Here is a 23,775-nt window from a genome sequence, read left to right on the forward strand (position 1 = left end):
TTGCAAGGCTCAAAATTATAATACTTATATTATTTAAAATTTATCAATATACACTCTATAGCTATCATCAATCCCTAACTTTTCTTGTAAAGCATTACAAGCTAGAGCGTTTTGTTTATAGAATTCTTCTTTTGTCATCAGTGTTGAGAATATCTGTTCATAGGATTCGTCGATTCTACATAACAATGGTCGGGATTTATAAATAGTACATTTATTGTCTACTAACTTACTACATTGACCATTGATATTAAATTCACTTAAAAATTCTATTCCTTCAATGGAAGAACAACATGCTCCACAAGATGTACATGGAAAGCCGCTCATAGCTCTAACACTTCATCACTTAGCATGAATGCTTCGAATTTATCTAATGTGTCGTATTTAATCTTCACATTCAATCCATGTGCTAATGAAACAATCGCTTGTTCTGTTAGTTTGTCGTCTAGGATTGCTAAGTCTACAAGTTGCTTCAGCTCGGCAAACGTAGTTTCATACTCTTTATAATAAGAAACTAATAATTTTTCTTCTTCTTTTACCTGTTTAATAATCATTTCAGATAGTGCTTCAGCTTGTAGACGAGCTTCTATAGCTAAACTCAAATCTTCTCTGGCATTTGTAAATACTTTATAAAGTTGCTTCATACCTATTAATGCTACTGTACCAGCTACAGCTGCTCCTACTGGACCAAATAATGCTGCGCCGGCCGCTGTCATAATAATACCTGAGAAACAGCTCAATGCGTTATCGCCTAAACCCTCCACAAATTCTTCAATGGTAATTTTTTTGGATAGGAATTTATAGGTTAATTCCGTCATATTCACCGCTGAACTTGCAAGGGTTGTTACTACGTTTCCTGACATTAACACATTGTTTCTGCCTACGTATTTCAACCCATAGGAAACACCACTTATAACTGCTCCTCGTGCAGCACTGTTTGCAGCAGCTTTACCTGTTTCTTTTACACAAAACTCACCTTTGTATACACCTTGAGCGGTACTTACTGCTCCACCCACAAAGGCACCTGCTAATGCTCCTCCTAACATGGCATTTTTAGCTCCTGAGATAAATTCTGTTCGATTCATCTCTGATGCAAATGCATTAGGATTTTCAGCAGCTCGTTTAGCATCTCCATGTGTTGTGCCACCACTTTTAATCCCGTCATGCTCTAATTCGCCTTTTAAATGCTTTTGAGCATCGCGATAATTATCTGCATAAATACCTTCTTTATTAATCCGGCTATCCATCAGTTCACTTACACGTTCTTTATGTTCTGTGTTTACAAGTCTATCCATTCCTTCATACTTCTTATCTTTAATATAGCTCGCTAAAGAAACTGGACTGTCACTAGACTTCGCCTGCACTTCACGTAAAATATCTCCGCTCTTATTGCGAATAAATATATCTGCTTCATGATGAGGCATCCCAAGCTGATCCGTTGTCACTGCACGTAACATACTGCCGGCTTTAGCGGCATTGGCATTAAACTTAGTAGTTTCAATAATTTCAAACATACGTCCCTGTGTAAAATCACTAGCACAATTGACGTATTGTTTGGCTACTTCGACTAACCGCTCATTGCCTACAACCGTTTCTATTAATGCGTTGCCCTGTCTTTCTACCGTTTCACTAACAACTTGTCCTGCGATAAAATCAATATCCGATTGGCGTAATGCGACCATTTTAATACTCCTGAACAGCTGAAACTTTTCTCTTCTCAGCCGTTATCACCGATTGGATATTAGGCATTAATTCACCCTGTTCATTTAGGATCGTTGTATTTAAAATATCTCTCATAATAGTAGCTAGCTTGTAGCTGTTATGAATGATCGTTTGTTCTTCCGTAGAATAATTTCTGAAATCATTGCCATTCCGATCAATAACTACCTTCATTTTGTTAATAGTATTTACAAATAAGTCGTTCGTGCTTTCTGCTAAATCATGCATGTTTCTCGTTGTCCGATTAATCTGTGCCATCACATTTGTAGCAGATTTCAGTTTCTCCACTTCTCTATTTACTTCCGCCTTTTTCGTATACATTTCCTCTAATTTCTTTTCAGTGGATGATGCGAAGATCAAACTCCCAATTGCTAAAGCAGGAGCTAAGGCAATGCCTCCCAATACCAATGTTCCTCCTGCGATACCTAACCCACCTGCACTTAATGCTCCTCCACCTAAGAATGCTAATGTAGCATTTTGTGCTGCAATTCCACTAAGTGAAGCTATTGCGGTACCTGTAGAAGCAGCTGCAAATGTAGTTGTAGCACCAATAGCACCCATAGCTGCTAAACCACCACCTGCTAATGAAGCTATACCCGCAGTCATCACTTGTCCTGCCTTTACAACCTGCTTCTCCACATTCAGTACAAATTGCTCTATATCTTTACTAGAGGCAAAGTTATCAGTTACAGCTTCCCCTTTAAAATGTACGTTCTTAATTTGTTTAAATGTTGCGACAAATTCTTTCATAGAACCATCTAAAATATGTAGTTTTAACAGACCATACTGTTCAAAGTCATCATTTGTGTTATCACGACTTTTTTCAAATTTCTTATAGGCACTTTTATATGTAGACTCTAATTGTTGTGCAAGTTCCTTCGTTTCTTGCATATTTTGGTACGAATCGTACCCCTTCTTTCCTGCTACTGCTGCTGATGCTGCTGCTACTCCAGCTACGACCAATGGAATTAACGGTAATGGCATATGTATCTCTCTCTTTCAATATGTAATACAATTATCATATCAAACAACTAAAATTATGTGTATCTATTTTCACATAATAATCTTAATTAAAATAATTCAATTGAACTATAATAATCTAACACTCCACATTATTATCCTTCCTGGCTACTTACGTGAATAACTCTTTTCTATGTATATTGACAATTCACTTTTCTGTTGATAAGCTATTATACAAATCCAAATTCGTTGAAGAGAATAAGTACGAATGGTCACTTAATCTATAGAGAGTCGACGCTTGCTGAAAGTCGATGCTTAAGTCCTTTTCTGAAATCATCTCTGAGAAGCAAAATTGAACTTCTTGTAAATTTTGCCGGTTTATCCTCCGTTACCTTGGGATCACGTATGTTAGTACGTTGGCTGAGTGCTGGAATTTTTGTGAAAGACAAATTTCCGGAATTAGGGTGGTATCGCGAGTAATCTCGTCCCTTTCTATAGGGGCGAGTTTTTTTTGTGCCTTTTTTTCACTGAATATGGATCAATCTATTGAAGGAGTGAATGAAATGAATAAGTCTAGAACGCTATTTGTAGGATTAATGTTATTTTCGATGTTTTTTGGGGCTGGTAATCTTATATTCCCACCATTTTTAGGTGCAAATGCTGGCACAAACTTTCCACTCGCTATTGCTGGATTTATCGTAACTGCGGTGGGTCTTCCACTACTTGTGTTAACTGCACTCTCTTTTGTTAAAGGCGGGGCTCGTACGCTAGCTGGTCGTATCCACCCTATTTTCGGATTAGTTTTTACGGTTATTGTGTATTTATCGATTGGACCGTTTCTGGGTATCCCACGGAATGCTACACTTGCTTATGAAATGGGGTTAAAACCGTTTATCGCTGATTCTTCTGTTGCTTTATTTGGTTTTACAGCTGTGTTTTTTCTTCTTGTATTTTTAGTTAGTTTAAACCAAAGCAAAATGGTGGATCTTATGGGGAAAATTATTACGCCTCTTTTATTGCTAAGTATGATTGTATTAGTCGTGACAGGATTTATGCAATTAAAAAATGGTTCGTTAGCTCCTTCGACACTAGAATATGAACAGAGCCCATTTTTGAAAGGGTTTTTGGAAGGCTATAACACTATGGATGCCCTTGCTGCTCTCGCATTTGGAATTGTCATTTTGACTACGTTGAAGCAGCAAGGTGTTTCCGACGGTAAAATGATGCGAAGAGAAATGCTTAAAGCAGGTTTGTTAGCTGGGTTCTTACTTACAGTTGTGTATTGTTCTCTTGGGTACATTGGAGTAGAAATGGCTGGAGTGGGGTCATTTGAAAACGGTAGTGTGCTCCTTACGGCAGCTTCTTCCTTACTGTTTGGTCAATGGGGAAATTTGCTGCTAGGAATTATTTTTGTACTAGCTTGCTTCACTACTTGCGTAGGTTTAGTTTCTGCTTGTGGGAATTATTTTCATTCGTTATTGCCGAAAGCTAGCTATAAGAAAATTGCTTTATTTTTTACATTCATTAGTTTCGGGTTGGCCAATTTTGGACTAAACACCATTTTATCAGTTAGTGTCCCATTTTTAGTAGCTACCTATTCCCTTACAATAGTGTTAATCGTATTATCATTTTTTCATCCGCTATTTGGGGGTTCGTCCTATGTCTACGTCGGAGCAATTACGTTAACTGGAATAGTCGCTGTATATGATGGGCTAAAAGCATTTGGATTCAAATTTGGAATCTTTGATACTTTTATGGGCTATCTTCCATTCGCAGAGCTTGGACTCGGGTGGATTGTTCCTTCCCTTGTAGGAACTGCAATTGGATATGGATTATATGTAATGAAAAGAAATCCGATGATCATCCAGAAACAAACTTTAGAAAAATAGTAAACTCTCCCTGTGTCAGACACAGGGAGCAATTATAAAGCAACCTTCTGCTATTAATCTAATGTACTCCAATCTCCTAAAGATAATTTACTAACCACTTCATAACCGTTTCCTATCCCTTTAGGTTTTATAATAGCTGTTTCCATATCATTTAATTGACCTAACCCAACCCCTTCTGGAAAACTGTGAGCAATAATTACATTATTTTTTCCCTCTTCTGGAATTGTCTCTAAAACAGACTTAAGATTATTTAAAATTCTTTGGCTATCACTAATAGGTAAATTGCCACTTAACCTAACTACCTCAAACCAAAAAGGATTAACTTGAACGTTGCCACTTCCAAATGCTAACTGTGCTGTTTCTATTGTCCGACAAAAAGGACTTACGGAAACAGGATAGTTGATTGGTATTTGTAAATATTGAAGAATTTCTCCATAGTAAATAGCCTGCCTACGCCCCATTTCTGAAAGATTTCTTTGGGTTAAACAGTCTTGAAAGTTTAAATAAGGTAAATCGTTTCCCACAGTCGCTTCTCCATGCTTCACATAGAGTATAAATCCTCCCTTTCTAAGGGAATTAAGTAATGAGCTATTCAACGCATCTTCTCCTTTTATTTACCCTGGTTAGTGCTTAATGTATGTTTTCACTTGCGTCCCTGTGTCAGCCACAGAGCAGCTGAAATTTCAATTTCAATCTGCCTAATAAGGTCGCTATTTAAGTGATCGTTTAATCCTATAGAGTAAAAAAATGCTTACCTTCATCTTTTAAGATAATATTAGTAAAAAGCTATTTAAAGGAGTAATGGGAATGTGTTTAGTGAATGTTCATTTTCAGGATCATCCATTTTATAAACTGATAGTGGTGGCAAATCGGGATGAGTTTTATGAAAGGCCAACTGCGACTGCTGGTTTTTGGGAGGATTATCCGAATATTTTGGGTGGGCGTGATTTAATGCATATGGGGACTTGGCTTGGTGTAACGAAAGATGGACGCTTTGCGGCGTTGACGAATTATCGGGACCCTGCAGAGGCACAGGGGCAATTTTCACGTGGGGATATTGTGCGCGATTTTTTAGCAAATAGTGATGCTCCAGCTGATTTTATTCAAAAACTTTCGAACCATAAAGGAAATTATGGTGGTTATAATGTCGTTGTTGGCGACGGAAATCAATTGCTCCACTACAATAATGTATTAGATGAAATAAATGAGATTACTCCCGGAACACATAGTTTAAGCAATCATACATTGAATACTCCTTGGCCAAAGGTTGCGAAGGGCAAAAAGAGATTGAGTGAGTATGTTCAATCCCATCCTGCGGAAGTAGCTATAGACTCTCTATTTGATATTATCTCTGATCAAACCATAGCGGATGATTTGGAACTTCCTGAAACAGGAGTAGGTTTAGAGATGGAGAGATTATTGTCTCCATTGTTTATTAAGAGCCCTAACTACGGCACTCGTTCATCCACTGTTTTACTGATCGATAAAGAAAATCATATTACGTTTGTAGAGCGAACTTACCAGAATGGAGAGTTCCTAGAAGAAAATCGCTTTGCTTTCTAGATTAAAGAAATATAAAACTACATAAATACGCCCCCTATGTTAGACACTACTTAGAACCTAGTTTCGAATGGTATCTAACATAGAGTGCTCAAATATTCCACGTTATTAACACCAAGGAGAACCTTCAGAAATTCTGGAGGTTCATTTTTCACATTATTTATCATCTGATTCCTTGAACCGTTTCGATAATCTCTGAAAGTCTTTTTTCATTCATAGAATTCAATCTTCCATCCATCCCATTGAACGTCATATGTGAAGTAACAAAGTTAGGGACGATAAAACAAGTTAGTCCTGCCGCTTTCGCTGCTGTCATACCGTTTACTGAATCCTCAAAGGCAATACACTCATCTGGCTTCAGTCCCAAACAATTGACTGCTTTGATATATAGTTCCGGTGAAGGTTTAACGTACTCGACATCGTCTGAAGTTAAGATACACTCAAAATAGTCAAGTAAACCTAGATTGCTAAGATGTCCTCTTACCCATTTCTTATCAGAGGAGGAAGCCAATCCTATCGATAACCCTAGCTCCTTTGCCTCTTTCAAATATTCCCTAACTCCTTCACGCGCTTCCATCTCTGCTAGACCAGTCACAAACTGCTGTTGAAAATCTAGCCTCAACTGCTGTTCAGAGATCTCGTTGATACTCTGTTCGGTCAGGTAACTGAACAATGAAAAATCGGTCTTGGTTCCGATACATGCTAGCCATCTGTCAAAGGGCAACTCTACATTATGTTCTTTAAAGAGCTGTTGAAACAATTCATATTGGTGTGACTCTGTATCAAGAATAAGACCGTCAAAGTCAAAAATAATTCCCTTTATCAATTAACAGCCTCCTTCTTACTCACTATAGTCTGCTTCGATGTATAGTTTGACACGTTCGGCAATTAAGTAATAGCTAGAATAGTGAATAGGTTCATTTTTATGGTCATAAATAATCTTCTTCACCCGAATTACAGGAGACGTCTTACTGATATTTAGCCATTCACAAATCTCTGGTGTGGGTAATGAATATTCGATTTCTTTATTGACTCTTGCAAATTTAATATTATAAGCTGATTTGATCAACTGAAAAGTTGATGTTTGATCCTCAATCTTGGATTCGATATTCGGGTATAGTTCGGTCGGCAGGTAGGCGTAATCCAAACTCAAATAGCCATCTTCATCAAATACTTTTCGAACCAATTCTATGAATTCCGTGTACCTTCCACCAAAGTGTTTTCGTCCGATTTCTGGATCCTCTACAACTTTTTTAGAGATAATGGATTTTTGAATATTTCTTTCTTCGGATGATAGACCTTCTGTGAATCCTTTCAAATTCAATAGATGTAACTGCGTCTTACTTGCTTTTACAAAAGTTCCTTTTCCATGCACGACTTCTAAGGCACCGTCTGCAATCAGCTCTTTAATGGCACGGCGAATTGTGATTCGACTGACATTCAATATTTCACAAAGTTCAGATTCGTTAGGGATCTGGTCACCTGTGTGAAGGTTTTGATTTTTAATCAGTTCTCTTATATGAGCCATTGCCTCTTCATATAAAAAGGTAGAAGTACCTTTTGATTGTTGTAATTTACTCATACCAAACTCTCCTCTAATTCCCATTTACTTTCATTGTACCTAAATAGTAAGGAGAGTACCTAACACTATCAGTTCAATTCTTTAGGATAACCGAATCCGCCCTCAATTTGACATGTCTTTTCGGCTGAAATGGTGCCGTCCTGAATTGCTTGTTCAATCGAATTGCCATTCAGATAACTAACTAAAAATCCTGCTATAAGGCTATCTCCGGCTCCCATTGTATCCACCACTTGGATTGGTCGTAATACTTGATGATAGATTTGTTCTTTATGCACAAACATGGCAGGCTGATCACCTCGCGTTATGCCAACCACTTCGATATCGAAGTCTGCCAACTCCTGGACCAACTTTTTAATCTCAAGGGAAGAAAGGTCGGATGCAGAGAAGAAAGCAAATCTAAGCGAATCGGCTATACTTCGAATGTAATCAAACTCTAGTCGATTTGAAAAATCGTAAGAAACAGATGTAACGGCAGCTACTTTCTTCAGTTCACTTTCCATGGAAGAATACACACTAATATGACACACATCATACTCTTTCATTTTTTCGAGTTCTGTCGGTAGCAGATTGATTTTAAAACGGTGTTGAACAGTATCTTTAGGACCGCCAACAAAAATTCGATCACCATCTTCAGAAATCGCGACCTGCGGCTGTCCAGTCTTTCCTATCGCATAACGTGCATCTTCAAACTCAATTTCCTCTTTAGAAAGGACATCCTGTATATGCAGAGCCTTGTCATCATTACCAAATACTCCGATATATGCGACATCCTCAGCCCCAGCACGTTTTGCATTAACCGCTACATTGACGCAATTTCCTCCAGGAAAATATACGTTCTTATCTAAATAACAATCTACTACATTATCCCCTACAGCAATGAGTTTCATCTATTTCACCTTAGCCTTTCACTGAGCCCTCAGACAAACCGCGAACTAAATATTTTTGAAGTACAATCAATAAAATTATCATTGGAATCGTTGCAATCACCATTCCAGCTAGTAAAACACCCCAATCGGTTCTTAATGCATCTTTAAATGACATCAACCCGGAAGGAATAGTTTTTAAATCGGTTGAATCAATAAATACGGTTGCAAACATAAATTCATTCCAAGCAAAATACGCTGTTAACACAACGGCAGTGATCAAGATTGGAATGGATAGTGGTAGATATATCCTTAAGTAAATCCCAATCTCACTACACCCATCGATAATAGCAGATTCTTCTAACTCTTTAGGTACACTAAGAAAGAATGCACGAATTAGAATGATAGTGAGCGGTAGACGAAATGCCACATAGGACAAGATCAACGCCCAGTGTGTATTGATCAGATTCGCCCAAGATAATATTTCAAATAGCGGGATAAGTGCTACCTGAGGATTCATCATGAGGCCACCAATCATAAAGATAAGCGCGATATCTATCCATTTCGTTCTGTAGCGAGATAAGACAAATGCTGCCATAGATCCGATTAACACTACTAAAATGATTGTCGATATCGTTACAAACAAACTATTAACAAAGTAACTAGAAATCCCTTTCGACCATGCAGTCGTATAGTTTTCAAAGTGCCAGACTTGAGGCAGACTCCATACATTATTATAAATCTCATCATAGCTCTTAAACGATGAAATAAACATCCAATAGAGTGGGTAAAGGATGATGAAAGCAAACAACAAAAGTCCAAGATAAATCAGTCCACCTGAGACGGTGAGTTTGGCTTTCCATCTAGATTTGAATTTAGAGAAAGGACTTTCTTTCACCGCGCTTACAGATTTATCAACATTCACTAGTGTCATCAGTTAATCATCCTTTCCCGTTCCTGAAATACGAATTTGTGTAATCGCAAATATAGCAGACAACATGAAAATCAAAGTTGCAACAGCTGATGCATAGCCCATATTGTCTTTAAAGAAACCTAGCTGGTACATATGAACGGAAAGAGTCATGGAACTGACACCTGGACCACCATTCGTCAATATATACGGTTCATTAAATACGAGGATAGAGCCTGTCACGGTAATCAAGACATTTACAAACATCGTCTCTTTTACTTGTGGGACAGTTATGCTGAAAAAATTTCTAACTTTACCGGCCCCATCAATCTCAGCTGCCTCATAAAGTTCTTTCGGAATCTTTTGTATAGCAACAATAAATAGCATTGTAATAAATCCGATACTCTGCCACTGGGACATTGCAATAACTGAGTAAATCGCTGTTTCTGCATTACCTAACCAAGGTTTAGCCAATTCCTCTAAATGGATCAGTTCTAAAAAACTATTCAATAAGCCCATTTGTGGATTGTAGATAAAGCTGAATAATAAAGCAATTACAGAGATGGATACCATAACTGGTATAAAATATATAACCCTTAGAGCCGGGGCGAATTTTCTAAATAAACGATCTTCCAAGATAGATGCAAGCACCAATGCAAAAAATACTTGGAAAATAACAGAAATGACTGCGTATTTGATATTGTTTATTAAAGCGATAACGATAACTTTGTCATTAAATAATTCGATGAAATGTTTGAAGCCAACAAATTCCTTTGACTGAGAAAATACACTAAAATCAAAAAAACTGTTATAAAAGTTCTGAATAAGGGGTATATAGACAAAGACCCCTAAGAAAAGCAGGCTTGGTAACAAGAAAAGGACGGGTATAATTTTGATTCTTTTTAAAATCATCTGAGCGACCTACCTTCTGTTTAAGATTCAGGTCCAGCGGCACACTGGACCTGAAAGAAAGAATTAGTGAAGCTTTTTCGCAGCTTCTTGGACTTCTTGCAACACATCTTCAGGGGTCTTTACACCTGTGGCGATATCTTGACCACCACGCATAAATACATCTGCTACGTTGATATCTACTGCATTGTCAAACCAAGGTGCAGTTGCGGATGCATTTAGAATAATGTCATATGCTTCTAAGCTTGTAGGGTTAGATGTTTCTTCCGTTACCCCACCATTAATTGCATTCAATTGACCGTCAACAGTTGTAAACTCTTTTGCCGTCTCAGCTGAAGTTAAGAACTTCAAGAACTCGACAGCTTCTGGCGGAGCATTTTTACTTAGCATCCATCCTTCTGGTGCTCCAGTCAATGCTTTCTGATCTCCTTTTCCACCCTCAACTTCAGGGAAGTTAAAGAAACCAAACTCAAAATCAGAAGCGTCCTGAACCATTTTCACTTCTGCAAATTGCATGTAAAGAACAGGAATCTCACCTGCTGCAAACATGTTACGAGCAGCCTCATGGTCAATTGCAGTTGATACGTCACCCATGTAGCTCGTTAACTCTTTCCAAATCTCTAGTCCACGAACGTAACCCTTATCTGTGAACTCTCCTGTTTTTGCAGCATAATCTTTTTCAAGTACAGCTGGGTCTACCACACGTTGAAAAATTGTTCCTAAGTAGTGAGAGATTGCCCAAGTATTAGTAAGTCCTTCGACTAATGGCGTCTCATATCCTGCAGCCTGTAGTTCATCAAGAGCTTTAATGAACTGTTCATAGGTTTGAGGAACTTCTAGATTGTTCTTTTCAAAGATCTCTTTGTTGTAGAAGAAAGCTTTGCCATCTACTGTAAAAGGAACACCATATGTCACATCATCAAATGTAAAGCCCCCAAACTGAGACTCCAAAACCTCACCAGACCATTCCGTGTCATCTGATAGAATATCGTTAAGTTCCATGATACGGCCAGAGCTCACAAGATTTTCGGCAAAAGAATCTGACCATGAAGTGAAAATATCAGGGAGTTCGTCATTCGATACAAGCACTCGAATCTTCTCTTTGTATGAATCATTCAACACTTGGTCTACATTAATCTTGACTCCTGGATTAGCAGCTTCAAATTCCTTGATTTTATCATCATAGAAAGACTTTCTTGGTTCATTTGGCCAACGATGGAAGAAATCGATCTCTACCACATCACCTTCTGCACCTTGCGCTTCATCTTCATTACTACAAGCACCTAATAATATTCCCACAACCAACAAACTGAACAACAGCCAATATGTCTTCTTCACTAATTCTTCACCCCTTGATTCCTTAGTTTAATCGAAAAGACTGAATATTAATATTCCATTTTCCACATATAACGACGTACAGATAACGGATGTCCTGTATGTTCTGCTAAACCGTCCGCGTAAAGACGCATAACCGGCCCTGCAAGCAATGGTCCAAAAAATTCACGAAGGTCTTCATCTGTTTGCCCATAATCAAAGTTTTGCACATCTATTACTTCGACTTTGTCACTGTACTTGGTTACAAAGTCTAGTGCACGTTGGTCTAGTGGACGGCTAGTTCCTTCACCCATCACTACAAGGAAAGGTACGTTATCATCTGTAATCTCAAATGGACCATGGAAGTATTCTCCGGCATGAATGGCATTTGAGTGGATCCATAACATTTCCATCAGTAGACAGCTCGTAAATGAGTAGGCGTGTGAATAATATGCTCCACTTGCCATTGTGTAGATAATTTCCTCACGCTTGTTCTTTTTACCAAATACATCTGCTTGAACGGAGAACTTCTCCACATTCTTTTCAATCAAAGATTGGATTGTCTTTAATTGTTCAACTACGCGTTCAAATTTTTGGTTCGGTTCTAACTGATTCAATAATTTAAAGATGAATGTATAATACATCCCTAATTCACCATCGATAGCATTTGAACCGTCTTTATAATTATAGTGAATGACATATTCTGCAGCCTTTGCTAATGGTGACTCTAAATCCATCGTTATAGCGACAGTTAGTGCACCTTTCTTTTTAGCAAATGATGCGGCCTCTACTGTCTCGGGAGTAGTTCCAGAATGAGAACGTAAGATCACTAGACTCTTTTCACTTAAAATCTTTGGCGATCTGTGAATGAATTCATTTGATGTATACGTTGCTGTCGGTAAAGACAGTTCACGCGAAACGTAATAATCACCAGATGACAATGATGCCATCGATCCACCACAAGCAACGAAGAAGATATTTTGAACATCATGTCCCTGTACTGCTTGAAGAGCTTTCTCGATTTGTTCTGCATGCTCCTTTCTCATTTCAACAGAAACTGCTGAACTGTTCTTTTGATTGATTTCAGGTTGAGTCTGTACCAAAAGTAACACCTCCATTTTTTATAACGTCATATAACGTTATATTAATTTTATAATAGATTTATACTTCCGAAAAGTCAATAGTTTTTAAATTTTCTGTTAATATACTTAAAACCCTTGTTAATACTGACTTTAAGTATATAAATTGAATGATTGAGGAATAAAATATTTTTTCTTCTCAGGTTTTTTGAGACAGATCAGCAAAGAAATTTCTCAATCTTACATGCTCACGACTAGTTGTACAATAGAAAAAAACACCTTTCGTTTAGGTATTGTCTATACCTAACGAAAAGTGTTTCATGGTATCCTCTTATCTTCCGCCGCTTTCATCCACTTGATGATCATGTTGACCTTCTTTTACTTGAAGTTCTTCTTTCTGTTTGTCACTTAGCTCGTTCGACTTGCCTTGCTCAACATTTTGTTCTTTTTGGTTTGAATTTTCCTTTTCAGGATTCGTCTCATTTTTCATCACATTCACCTTCCTTATATTCTTCTATTATCTCTTTTCCCTAAATGAGTTGTTTCTAACATTTTTCTTTATAAACTTAGCCCTCAAAAAAAACACAGCCATCTGCATAAGCATTTGGCTGTTAAGTAAATCGATTCCTCAAAGGAACTTTTTATCGGACAAAAAACCATCTACCAGCTCATTAAACCGGTCACTATGCTCCCAGAACATCAAATGTCCCCCTAGTACTTCTATAGAGGATTTTGGAGAAACGTTTTGTGTAAATTTGATCGCTGTTGTCGACCAATGTTCAGCAACAACAGTCAATGTGGGTACTGTTTCACTAGCAATCCTCGCTTCTTCACGATAATCAGAGAACATACCGGAAGCAAATAAATTCGCAGCAATATAATATGGCGTTTTTAAAGACTGCTCGACTAGCCAATTCAACTCGTCCTCACTAACTTCACGTTGCACCATCACGCCCGTAGTATATGCCTTTATAAATTCGCGTTGACCTGCTGGATTACGTAAGTAAGTGTTATAGATGGCACCAATATCATTAAGAGGACCTTCCACCCAATCTTCTACATCGTTTGTTGATAATGCCTTAGGTGACATATCAATGAAAATAAGAGATTTTACATTGTCATAGCCGTTCTGTTTAAGATATTCCCAAACTGTTAAGCAGCCGAATGACCAGCCTGCCAGTGTCACATTCTTTAATTCTAATGTATCGATTACCTTTGCCAAATCTGCTCCGTGTGTAACATAATCGTTTCCTTGTAATGTTATCGATGAACGACCATGACTTCTTGGATCAATAACAATGACTCGATTTGTTTTGGCGAAATGCTCGACTTGATGGGTAAACACTTCGGTTGTAAATGTAAAGCCAGGAATAAAAACAATAGGGTCCCCACTGCCTACATCTTGCACATATAATTCTACACCAGGATCTACTTCCACATACTTTCTTTCCGATACTGTCATATACTAGCCCCCTTATATTAAGAGCAGCAATCCTTGTCCACTCTTCGTTAAATACAGCCTATTCGATGAATGTAGCAAAGATTCCTTTTCTCTTAATAAATACGCTTCCTGTCACAAACAAAAAGAGCTCGCAAAAGTGATAAACCACTCCCACAAGCTCTTATAATTAATCTCTCAACTCTTTTTTATTTCGCTGTTACTCCGCCATCCACCGGTAACTCGATACCTGTAATATGGCTTGCTTCGTCTGATGCTAAGAACAATACTGCTGTTGCCACTTCTTCTGCTTTTCCAAGGTTCGGAAGAGCAATTTGAGATAAGAAATAGTTTTTGAAATCAGGATGTTCCATATGTGGTGCACTCATAGGTGTGACGATATAGCCAGGATGTACGGAGTTCACTCGGATGTTTTGCTTACCATAGTCAACAGCTGCTGCTTTTGTGATGGAACGGACAGCACCTTTAGAAGCTGTATAAGCACCTGCTCCTGCCATACCAGTTAGCGCAGAGATAGAAGAGATGTTCACGATAGAACCTCCCTCGTTTTTCTCCATTAAAGGAATCGCAAGTTGCATTCCAAGCATCGTACCGTTGATGTTGATAGCATACGTACGTGCCCAGTCTTCTTCTGTCTGTTCCATGAAATCCTTAGCTAATGAAATTCCTGCATTGTTTACTAAAATATCTAATTTACCAAATGCTGCTGTTGTTTTAGTATATACATTTTCCCAGTCTTCTTTAGAAGCAACATTATGTTTAATAGCAATTGCTTCGCCGCCTGATTCTTTGATCTGCGTAACCACTGCTTCTACTGCTTCAAAGTTGATGTCTGTCGCAACAACTTTCGCACCTTCTCTTGCAAACAAAAGTGCTTCTGCTTCGCCCATTCCGCTTCCTGCTCCTGTAATGACTGCTACTTTACCTGCTAATCTCATTTTATTCACCTCATGTTTAAATTTTGATAGTCTAACTATCATTTATTTTACTCCTCAAAATAATCAAATGCAAACTTAAACGATGTATAATATAGAAAAGCGTAAATGCCGATGTCCACCCTGAGTAAAAACAAAGGAGGTTATCCAATGCCACTTAGTGTTCGGGAACAAAATAAATCTACACGTTATCAACATATCATCTCTACAGCTGAGCGCTTATTTCTTGAACTTGGATTAGATAGCGTCCAAATGCAAGACGTAGCCAAGGAGGCAGAAGTCGGAGTTGCCACCGTTTTTCGGTACTTCCCTAAAAAGGACAAACTGATTGTTGCTGTTGCTATTCAAATCTTAGAAAGAATACTTCCTGCATTCGAACAGATCGCCTCCTCACCTAAAAGTGCATATGAACGGTTAGAGGATGTGTTGACATATTTACTTGAAGATCCAGCTGAGAGTAACTCTTCTAAGTTTCGGGAAGCTTTTGAAAGCTATGCTTCCTTTACGAAAGAGCCGTTACCAGATATTGAAGACTATATAGAAATCCAAAGACAAATTAGCGATAGCCTTAACCCAATTTTAGAAGATGCGAAGACAGACGGCTCGATTCGAACAGACCTAGCCGTTAAAGAAACCCTTATTACGATCATTAATACGTTTGGTAATTTCGTAAACAATGTCGTCTTGAAAGCACCGATCTCTTTTTTGGAGGAAGATATTGAACCACAGATCCAGCAACGTGTATTGAAAGATATTCTTTTATCGTATGTACGACCTGTTTCTCCACCAAATTAATCAAAGGAGGCTAATGATGACTAAAAGAAAACTCGTATTGTTTATAGCGACAAGCTTGGATGGGTATATTGCGACGGAAGATGATTCTTTGGAATGGCTATTTAAGGTAGATGGTGAAGGTGATAATGGTTATTCTGAATTCTATGAAACAGTAGATACAGTTATCATGGGCAGACGCACCTATGATTGGCTACTGGAACAAGAGCTGGAAAGCTTTCCTTACGAGGGGAAGGAATGCTATGTTTTCTCTAGAAAGCTCAGTGAAGATAATGAAAATGTCCAATTCTTCAGTGGGGATGTAGGAGCCTTGACGAATCAGTTGAAAAACAAAGAAGGAAAAAATATTTGGGTAATGGGCGGTGGAGATTTAATCCATTCATTTATCAAAGAAAGATTAGTGGATGAACTAATTGTTACTGTCTCTCCCGTGTTAATAGGAAAAGGAATCCCTTTGTTTAAAGAATTCGATTTTGAAATAGAGCTTACCTTAAAGAGCATTAATCGTTTTAATCAATTTGCGGAGTTGCATTACGAAGTAAAAAAATAAACAAAAAGGACAAGACAGTGAGCGGATTCATCTGTCTTGTCTTTTTTATTACCTAATGTATAGGCATCATTTTTATAATATAATCCAGTACCGCTTAACTGCAGCAAGGTAGTTACGATATACTTTTTTCCTAGCTCATCATCATCGAAGCACTTTTCATCGAAGATGTGACCTCTCTCTCTAAAAAATGTATACCATTTACCTTCTTCCTCATAATAATGGAAGTCTTCAGCTAGAGAATTCTTGCCCGTTGAATCACTGTGTGGAATTCCATGGATAGTGGTATACTCATATACTTCTTCAGGGCTTACCGTAAAAACCTCTACATATTTACGGGTCCTCATATCTTTGACACCTAGCGTTTCACAAGCAAAGTCTAATGCTTTCCCAGAGAGCAAAACTTTTATCTGTGTTTCTTTATCAACCAAAGGTATCCACTCCTTATTACGAGTTGGTTTCAATTATTCACTTTTCTTCTTCTTATCTATGCGGTGATATTCGGAAATTTGGGTCACTCGAACTCCACTAGTATTTAGTTCGTGGTAAATCCCTCTGCTATCTGTGAAAGAAATATATCCATCTCGTTCTTTTTGGATGAGCTCTTCGGCTTTTTCTTGAGACTCGGCAAAGATGAACCTTCTAATGTAATGCTCTTCGTCAAAGAAGTAAGTTACTTTGAATTCTTTCACGCCTTATCCCTCCTGTCCTATACTTTCTGTTAGTATAACTTGGTATCCGTCAGTCTAAACTCCCGGAAAAGCTGTATATACCTTAAATTAAAAACCATTATTTACCGAAGTTCTATTTATAAATCTATCTAATCACAAGCCGATATATATACTAATAGATAAATAGGAGGCATCATTTTGAAACCACGTAAATTAAGCTCGAAAATCATTTTATTCTTAGGAATAGCAATTTTAGCATTACTTATTTTATTTCTTACATTTTTATACTTCACCACTAAATCTGCAGTGGAACAAACCATTCGGTCTCAAGGTATCCAAACTGCACAACTTATTGCGGAGGATATTGACAAAGACATCTATAAAGAGTTTGTTACGAATAAAAACGAATCGCCTGATTATTGGACTATCCGAAATAATTTAAATGATTATCGTAATAAAACCGGGTCTATGTATGTCTATACCCTTGAAGCGTCTGATTCAAAATTAGAGATTTTAATTGATGGTTTGCCTGAGAGCGATGAAATGGCAGCTCCAATTGGAACAGCAACTACTGGTACAACTCTTGCAGATGTCGAAAACGCATTAAAAGGAAAAACAGATAGCACTTCTTTGATTGATGATCCTGATTATGGACAATATTTATCTGCATTTGCACCAATTACATCTGAAGATGGTGAAATTTTAGGTATCCTAGGCGTTGATATTGCTGCTACTAATGTCGGAGCAATTCAAAACGGAGTAATTAAATCCATTTTGCCTTATATATTCTCTATCCTTTTCGTAATTATGACTGGGATACTAGTTGTTGTTTATATGTATATTAAAAAAAGATTAGCGCCTATTTCTACTTTAACAAATTCAGTACAATTACTTGCTGACGGAAAAATTAATGCAGCGGCAGAAGAAGTTCGTCAGATCCGATCGTCTGGTAATGATGAAATTCACTTGTTGACGCATCACTATTTACTAGCTATGGATCAACTGGATGGTATTTTAAGACACACACAAGAGTCTACTCTTTCCGTGCTATCTGAAGCAAGAAGGCTAGATGAAATTATTGAGACGGTGAAATCCGCAAACAACGAAATCACATCGAATATTTACTCCATTGCAAAAGGTAGCGAGCATCAAAAGCAGTCAAATGACGAAGCGGTACAAGCAATGGAAGAAATGACAATTGGTATTCAACGTATCGCTGACTCGTCCACAACTGTTGCCGAATCCTCTAACGAAATGATGGAATTAGTTCAACAGAGTAATGACCAGTCTAAATCAGTCATCAGTCAAATTGAAGAAGTGGAGAGTTCCGTTATTTCTACTGAAAAATTAATCAATAAGTTGGCTAGTGGGTACTCCGCAATCGAAGAAACCATTCGTGTGATTTCAGACATCACCGATCAAACGAATTTGTTAGCATTAAATGCATCTATTGAAGCAGCGAGAGCTGGAGAGTTCGGAAAAGGTTTCGCGGTTGTAGCGAATGAAGTGAAAAAATTAGCTGAACAATCACGAACTTCAGCAGAAACAGTCTCTGCTCATATCTTAAGTTTTAAAAATGTCACGGTTGAAGCTTTAAAAGAGATGGAGAAATCCGTAATTATAGTAAAAGCAGGCACCGAGTCTGTAGAGGGAATCGGGCACTCCCTATCGAAAGTTTTAACATCTGTAAACCATGTAAATAATGAAATTCAAGATGTCTCAGCAGTTACAGAAGAGCTTTCGGCCAGTTCAGAAGAGTTATTAGCTTCAACTGAGGTTATTAAATCTCTAGTTGATCAAGCAGTTATTTCCACGAAGGAAGTTGCAGTCTCTACTGATCAACAAGTGGAGTCCGTTCAAACACTTGAGCAAACGATGGAAAATTTACGTAATACATCATTAGAACTTGAAAAATCTATTCAACAATTTAACTAAATAAAGAAGGAGAAGACTATGAGGTATTATCCTCTGTCTTCTCCTTTTATTGTTCCCTGTGCCAGAAACTAAGACTTCAAATCGTAATAACTTTACTCGTTTCAGCTGCTTCTATAATACCTAATATAACCTTGAGCGCCAGAAGTGCATCTTCCCCAGTTACCAGTGGCTGTTGATCGAGACGAATACTTTCGATAAAGGCATCAATTACACCACTATTGGTTTGGTTGTTATTTGTTTGGATATTCTCCAGCTTGTATTGTACCTTCTCCCCGTCTTTAGTGATTACCTCTAATTGATGTTCATCACTATGGTAGATTTTCAAAATGCCTTTTTCGCAATAGATGATGGTGCTATTGTCTTCTTCTCCGTAATATGTCCAGGAGAATGCAGCTGTACCTAAACGACCTTTTTTTGTTTTCAAACTACTAACGATATTATCGCATACCTCTATCGGTTCGTTGTTTTCATTGACCTTGTCTAGTGCTCCTTGGAAGGCACTTACCTGCTCTATTTCATCATCTAATAAGTAATGTATTAAATCTACCTTATGGATCCCTAAATCTCCGGCCACTCCTAGTCCGGAACGCTCTTTTTGAAAGAACCATGTGGAGTTAGTTTTATTGATACCCCATTGTTCTGGTCCTGAGTGTCCAAATGTCGTACTAAAAGTAAGCACTTTTCCAAGCTCTTCCCTTTGTATGATTTCTTTCGCCTTTTGATGCGCGCGAGTAAATCGCTGATTATGATCTACCATTAGCTTTTTTCCCGATTGTTTTTGAGCATCGAGAATTTCTCTTGCATGTTCAATTGTAAGCGATATAGGTTTCTCACACAGAACATGCTTCCCATTCAATAGTGCTTTAGTCGAAAATATATGATGCGATTCATTCGAAGAACAATCACTAATTACATCGATCGTGGAGTCTGTTAAAAGTTCATCCACATTTTGAACTACAGTCCCACCAAACATTTCTGCTAAAGCCTCTGAACGTTCAGGATTTCGATCATAAAAAACGATTTCATCTACGAATGGATTTGCTGTATATTCTGGTGCGTGGCGTAATTTAGTAATCGATCCACATCCAATTATACCTACTTTGATCCCCATATGATCCCTCCTATTCTCTCTTTTGGAATACGACAGCAATAATGATGATCAGACCTTTTACAAAACCTTGTAGGTAAGGAGAAACGTTCATTAAATTCATCATATTGTTCAGAATACCTAAAATAAGCACTCCGAAAAGTGTACCAATAATCTTACCACGGCCACCTGTCATTCTTGTACCACCTATAATAACTGCAGCAATTGCATCTAACTCGTATTGAACTCCTGAGCTAGAGGATGAAATAGAATTTAGGCGTGATGTTTCAATGATCGCAGCTACACTTACTAATAATCCTGCTAAACTATAAACTGCAATTTTAATACGGTCCACTCGAATGGCAGAAAGCATAGCAGCTTTTTCGTTACTTCCAAGTGCGTATACATATCTCCCAAATCGCGTCTTGTGCATTAAAATATACACCAATGCGGTCATTGCAAAGAATATAATAACCGGATAATCAAATATCCATAAATCATTATTGGCGATAGCCGTAAATCCGGTTACCTCTCCTGAAACACTACCACCTTCTGAAATATACAACGCAATGGAGCGCGTTGCTGCCATCATTCCCAGTGTTGCAATAAAGGAGGCAATCCTTCCTTTTGCAACCATCAATCCGTTCAAAAATCCTGCAAAGGAACCAACAACAAGTGCGGTGAAAATCCCCACGAGTATACTCCCTGACGCATTTAATGCTAAAACGGTTATAACACCGACTAGCGCAAGTACGGACCCGACTGATAAGTCGATACCACCTGACAGCATAACGACTGTCATACCTAATGCTACAATTCCGATAATGGAAACTTGCATAAGTATATTGAGCTGGTTATTCATATCTAAAAATCTTGGATTCATAATAGACGATGCGATAAAAATAATAATGAATGCAATGATGACGCTGTATTCAGACCACAGCCATGTAAGGCGACTTTTTGCAGTTGAAACTCTCGGATTATATTCTTTCACATTTGTATTAGCCAATTTGTGTGGCCTCCCTTTTTGAACCGGTTGCATATTGCATAATTTCTTCCTCTGTCGCTTCTTCTCCGTCAAATCGTGCGGTTATTTCCCCTTGGTACATCACATTAATCGTATGACATATCCTCATTACCTCTGGCGCTTCTGAAGATAGTATGATGACTGATTTTCCTTGCCCGGCTAATGCCACAATTTGCTGGTAAATTTCCTGCTTCGCCCCTACATCAATCCCTTGAGTGGGGTTATCAAAGATTAGAATATCAGCCCCGACTTCAAGCCATTTGGCGATAATGACTTTTTGCTGATTACCACCACTTAACTTATCAATTGTGATACGGGGGTTGTGTACTTTAATATTCAACAGCTCTTTATAATACTGAAATTTTTCTCTCTCGACATTCTCTTGAATAAATCCTGTTTTCTCAAAATTTCCTATCGATGATAAACTCATATTATGAATTACACTTAAGTCTTTAATAATCGCATTTTCCTTGCGATCCTTTGGAACAAGACCTATTCCTGCTTCTACCGCTTTACGAGGGTGATCTATTTTTATCAGCTGGTCATTGATTTTTATTTCCCCAGTGTATTTTTTTCGATATCCAAATAAGCTCTCAAAAAGCTCTGTCCTACCGTCACCTGCTAAACCAGTAAAGCCTACTATTTCTCCTTTTTTCACCTGAAAATGAATGTCTTTGAACAGCCCTTGACTGGATAAATTATTCACTTCTAACAATACTGGGCCAAATGCATGTTCATGTACGAAGCGATTTTGAGAGATCGATTTTCCAACCATTAGCTTTGTTATTGTTTCGATGTCCTCTTGTTCCATATCACCCGCCTGAATCAGTTCTCCGTCGCGTAATACGGTATAACGATCACATACTTCTTTGATTTCTTTTAGTTTATGGGATATATAAATAATCGAAATGCCTGACTTCTTTAGGTTTTTCATTAGCTCAAACAATCGGTTCACTTCATGTTCAGCTAAAGAGGTTGTAGGTTCATCCATTATTATGATAGTGGATTTATGAAGCAGTGCTTTGGATATCTCTATTAGCTGTTTATAAGAGGTAGCTAAATTTCTTACGTATTCCTTCGGATCGATATCGACGCCAAGTTTGGATAAGATTTCCGTGGTTTGCTGGCACATCTCTTCAACTTTTAAAAATCCCACTTTGTTTCGAAGCTCTGAACCTAAGAACATATTTTCATAGACTTTGAGGTCATTTACCATGTTTAGTTCTTGATGGATAAAGCTAATGCCTTGCTCTTGTGAAATTCTTGGATTGGTCATCTTGACTTCTTTATCATTTATGTAAATAGTGCCGTGATCAGGCTGATGTACTCCCCCTAAAATATTCATCAACGTTGATTTTCCTGCTCCATTTTCACCTAACAATGCATGAATCTCCCCTTTTCCAATTTGAAGGGACACATTCTTTAAAACAGGTACACCATTAAATGACTTTTTAATATTCTTCATGGTTATATAAGGATTTTGAGTCATGGTAGTCATCCCTCCTAATATAGGAAAATAGGAAATACAACAACTGCTTACACAACTATTGTATTTCCTACTATTCATTTAAAATTTAGATTCCGCATCGTAGAACTCTTCTACGTTTTCTTTCGTTACTTGAGTAGCTTCTTTTACAACCATCGATTCTTTTGGCTCATTCCCTTTTGCGATATCCGCTGCAATTTTCACCGCGTCCTCTACCATCGTAGGTGAATAAAGGAATGTTGCAGTTATAATACCGTCTGCTTTGATATCTTCAAATACTGCTTTCCCACCGCCAGCACCTGTTACAAATTGAATATCTGTACGTTTTGCTTCTTTAATAGCTTGTAATACACCAAGCGCCATTCCATCATCCTGTGTAAATACTGCATCTATGTGTGGATGTGCTTGTAAAAGGTTTTGCATTACTTCAAGTGATTTTTCAGTAGAGAAGTCACCACTCTGTGAAGCAATTATTTCCATTCCTTCTGCACTTTCCATTGCTTCTTTAAATCCTGAACCGCGTTGCTCTGTAACCGAACTTGGTGGTCCGGAAATTTCTACAACTTTCCCTTTTCCATTTAACTTTTCCACAAAATACTTACCGGCATTTACTCCAATACCTTCATTGTCCCCTTTTACAACAACTGTAGCCGCATCATTTTCAAGCTCACGGTCTACTATTACTAAAGGTATGCCGGCATCTTTAATTTTTTGTCCTACAGGTGAAAGTGCTGCAGATTCAATTGGAAGCATGACAATAACATCCACACCTTGTGCGATTAAATCGTCTATATCATTTGCTTGTTTATTTGGATCCGCGGCATTTGTCATCACATATTCAATGCCATCACTTTCTTTAAGTGCTTTTGCTTGTTTTTCAGCACTATCAATTAGTGCTCCCATCCATCCGTGTGTTGCAGAAGGTAAAGAAATACCGATTTTAAGCTTATCGTCTTCTTTTCCATTTGCAGAATTCGTATCATCACTACATGCCGCCAACATAAGGACTGTCACTAAAGATAAACACACAATTATCAACTTCTTCAACACTATT

25 protein-coding genes and 1 other annotated feature are annotated in these 23,775 nt (G+C 37.9%); of the genes, 5 read left to right on the forward strand and 20 right to left on the reverse strand.

The features are described from left to right. Positions 1-33: 33 nt before the first annotated feature. From BLR36_RS13165 to BLR36_RS13175, 3 genes are read right to left on the reverse strand one after another with little or no spacing between them, the layout of a single operon-like run. A complete protein-coding gene (locus BLR36_RS13165) occupies positions 34-324 on the reverse strand; it encodes a YkgJ family cysteine cluster protein (protein WP_093062205.1) in 291 nt (96 codons plus the stop codon). After that, complete coding sequence (locus BLR36_RS13170; RefSeq protein WP_093062206.1) at positions 321-1,679, reverse strand: hypothetical protein; 1,359 nt, start codon at positions 1,677-1,679, stop codon at positions 321-323. Before BLR36_RS13170 ends, BLR36_RS13165 begins: the two co-directional genes overlap by 4 nt. A gap of 1 nt (position 1,680) precedes the next feature. After that, the gene (locus tag BLR36_RS13175; RefSeq protein ID WP_093062207.1) at positions 1,681-2,700 is read right to left on the reverse strand and encodes a hypothetical protein; all 1,020 of its coding nucleotides are present in this window, start codon (positions 2,698-2,700) and stop codon (positions 1,681-1,683) included. Between the two features lie 216 nt (positions 2,701-2,916). Beyond that, positions 2,917-3,169 (forward strand) — a binding site (T-box leader). Positions 3,170-3,239: 70 nt separating this feature from the next. Here BLR36_RS13175 and brnQ point away from each other — a divergent pair. After that, on the forward strand, positions 3,240-4,565 hold the full coding sequence (brnQ, locus tag BLR36_RS13180) for a branched-chain amino acid transport system II carrier protein (protein ID WP_093062293.1): 1,326 nt from the start codon (positions 3,240-3,242) through the stop codon (positions 4,563-4,565). A gap of 53 nt (positions 4,566-4,618) precedes the next feature. Here brnQ and BLR36_RS13185 read toward each other — a convergent pair whose 3' ends face one another. Then, the gene (locus BLR36_RS13185) at positions 4,619-5,161 is read right to left on the reverse strand and encodes a histidine phosphatase family protein (protein ID WP_093062208.1); all 543 of its coding nucleotides are present in this window, start codon (positions 5,159-5,161) and stop codon (positions 4,619-4,621) included. Positions 5,162-5,372: 211 nt separating this feature from the next. Here BLR36_RS13185 and BLR36_RS13190 point away from each other — a divergent pair, with 211 nt between their 5' ends. After that, on the forward strand, positions 5,373-6,128 hold the full coding sequence (locus BLR36_RS13190; protein ID WP_093062209.1) for an NRDE family protein: 756 nt from the start codon (positions 5,373-5,375) through the stop codon (positions 6,126-6,128). Positions 6,129-6,288: 160 nt separating this feature from the next. Here BLR36_RS13190 and BLR36_RS13195 read toward each other — a convergent pair whose 3' ends face one another. The 10 genes from BLR36_RS13195 to BLR36_RS13235 all read right to left on the reverse strand — a co-directional run bounded on the left by BLR36_RS13195 (position 6,289) and on the right by BLR36_RS13235 (position 15,179). Next, positions 6,289-6,951 (reverse strand): HAD family hydrolase, encoded by a 663-nt coding sequence (locus tag BLR36_RS13195; RefSeq protein ID WP_093062210.1) that lies wholly within the window; start codon positions 6,949-6,951, stop codon positions 6,289-6,291. 15 nt (positions 6,952-6,966) lie between these two features. Further along, positions 6,967-7,707 (reverse strand): GntR family transcriptional regulator, encoded by a 741-nt coding sequence (locus BLR36_RS13200; RefSeq protein WP_175454079.1) that lies wholly within the window; start codon positions 7,705-7,707, stop codon positions 6,967-6,969. A 68-nt stretch (positions 7,708-7,775) separates the two neighbouring features. Further along, positions 7,776-8,594, reverse strand: coding sequence for a PfkB family carbohydrate kinase (locus BLR36_RS13205; protein ID WP_093062212.1), 819 nt, complete (start codon positions 8,592-8,594; stop codon positions 7,776-7,778). Between the two features lie 10 nt (positions 8,595-8,604). Beyond that, entirely contained in the window at positions 8,605-9,504 is a 900-nt protein-coding gene (locus BLR36_RS13210; RefSeq protein WP_093062213.1) for a carbohydrate ABC transporter permease, read from the reverse strand. A 3-nt stretch (positions 9,505-9,507) separates the two neighbouring features. Further along, positions 9,508-10,389 (reverse strand): carbohydrate ABC transporter permease, encoded by an 882-nt coding sequence (locus BLR36_RS13215; protein WP_254771419.1) that lies wholly within the window; start codon positions 10,387-10,389, stop codon positions 9,508-9,510. Positions 10,390-10,455: 66 nt separating this feature from the next. Continuing rightward, entirely contained in the window at positions 10,456-11,727 is a 1,272-nt protein-coding gene (locus BLR36_RS13220) for an ABC transporter substrate-binding protein (protein WP_093062215.1), read from the reverse strand. 47 nt (positions 11,728-11,774) lie between these two features. Next, on the reverse strand, positions 11,775-12,806 hold the full coding sequence (locus BLR36_RS13225) for an SIS domain-containing protein (RefSeq protein WP_371326725.1): 1,032 nt from the start codon (positions 12,804-12,806) through the stop codon (positions 11,775-11,777). A gap of 307 nt (positions 12,807-13,113) precedes the next feature. Beyond that, entirely contained in the window at positions 13,114-13,272 is a 159-nt protein-coding gene (locus BLR36_RS18860; RefSeq protein WP_175454080.1) for a hypothetical protein, read from the reverse strand. Between the two features lie 138 nt (positions 13,273-13,410). Next, positions 13,411-14,244 (reverse strand): alpha/beta fold hydrolase, encoded by an 834-nt coding sequence (locus tag BLR36_RS13230; RefSeq protein WP_093062216.1) that lies wholly within the window; start codon positions 14,242-14,244, stop codon positions 13,411-13,413. 185 nt (positions 14,245-14,429) lie between these two features. Then, complete coding sequence (locus BLR36_RS13235) at positions 14,430-15,179, reverse strand: SDR family NAD(P)-dependent oxidoreductase (protein WP_093062295.1); 750 nt, start codon at positions 15,177-15,179, stop codon at positions 14,430-14,432. Positions 15,180-15,326: 147 nt separating this feature from the next. Here BLR36_RS13235 and BLR36_RS13240 point away from each other — a divergent pair, with 147 nt between their 5' ends. Next, positions 15,327-15,971, forward strand: coding sequence for a TetR/AcrR family transcriptional regulator (locus BLR36_RS13240; protein ID WP_093062217.1), 645 nt, complete (start codon positions 15,327-15,329; stop codon positions 15,969-15,971). Between the two features lie 16 nt (positions 15,972-15,987). Beyond that, on the forward strand, positions 15,988-16,518 hold the full coding sequence (locus tag BLR36_RS13245; protein WP_371326726.1) for a dihydrofolate reductase family protein: 531 nt from the start codon (positions 15,988-15,990) through the stop codon (positions 16,516-16,518). On the opposite strand, the gene BLR36_RS13250 is transcribed toward BLR36_RS13245, so the two are convergent. Beyond that, positions 16,500-16,946: a hypothetical protein gene (locus BLR36_RS13250; RefSeq protein ID WP_093062219.1), complete on the reverse strand. Its 447-nt coding sequence runs from the start codon at positions 16,944-16,946 to the stop codon at positions 16,500-16,502. The genes BLR36_RS13245 and BLR36_RS13250 overlap by 19 nt on opposite strands. 33 nt (positions 16,947-16,979) lie before the next feature. Then, positions 16,980-17,207, reverse strand: a complete 228-nt coding sequence (locus tag BLR36_RS13255) for a hypothetical protein (protein ID WP_093062220.1) — start codon at positions 17,205-17,207, stop codon at positions 16,980-16,982. Between the two features lie 177 nt (positions 17,208-17,384). On the opposite strand from BLR36_RS13255, the gene BLR36_RS13260 reads away from it, so the two are divergent. Beyond that, complete coding sequence (locus BLR36_RS13260) at positions 17,385-19,121, forward strand: methyl-accepting chemotaxis protein (protein WP_093062221.1); 1,737 nt, start codon at positions 17,385-17,387, stop codon at positions 19,119-19,121. 76 nt (positions 19,122-19,197) lie between these two features. Here the strand turns inward: BLR36_RS13260 and BLR36_RS13265 are convergent, their stop codons facing one another. The 4 genes from BLR36_RS13265 to BLR36_RS13280 all read right to left on the reverse strand — a co-directional run bounded on the left by BLR36_RS13265 (position 19,198) and on the right by BLR36_RS13280 (position 23,768). Beyond that, positions 19,198-20,232 carry a Gfo/Idh/MocA family protein gene (locus BLR36_RS13265; RefSeq protein WP_093062222.1) on the reverse strand — a complete coding sequence of 345 codons (1,035 nt, stop codon included), beginning with the start codon at positions 20,230-20,232 and terminating at the stop codon, positions 19,198-19,200. Between the two features lie 10 nt (positions 20,233-20,242). Further along, the gene (locus tag BLR36_RS13270) at positions 20,243-21,217 is read right to left on the reverse strand and encodes an ABC transporter permease (protein WP_093062223.1); all 975 of its coding nucleotides are present in this window, start codon (positions 21,215-21,217) and stop codon (positions 20,243-20,245) included. After that, the gene (locus BLR36_RS13275; protein ID WP_093062224.1) at positions 21,210-22,724 is read right to left on the reverse strand and encodes a sugar ABC transporter ATP-binding protein; all 1,515 of its coding nucleotides are present in this window, start codon (positions 22,722-22,724) and stop codon (positions 21,210-21,212) included. Before BLR36_RS13275 ends, BLR36_RS13270 begins: the two co-directional genes overlap by 8 nt. Before the next feature lie 78 nt (positions 22,725-22,802). Beyond that, complete coding sequence (locus tag BLR36_RS13280; protein WP_093062225.1) at positions 22,803-23,768, reverse strand: substrate-binding domain-containing protein; 966 nt, start codon at positions 23,766-23,768, stop codon at positions 22,803-22,805. Positions 23,769-23,775 lie beyond the last annotated feature (7 nt).

The sequence above is a fragment of the Psychrobacillus sp. OK028 genome, from assembly GCF_900103605.1.
In the GTDB taxonomy this organism is placed as follows: domain Bacteria; phylum Bacillota; class Bacilli; order Bacillales_A; family Planococcaceae; genus Psychrobacillus.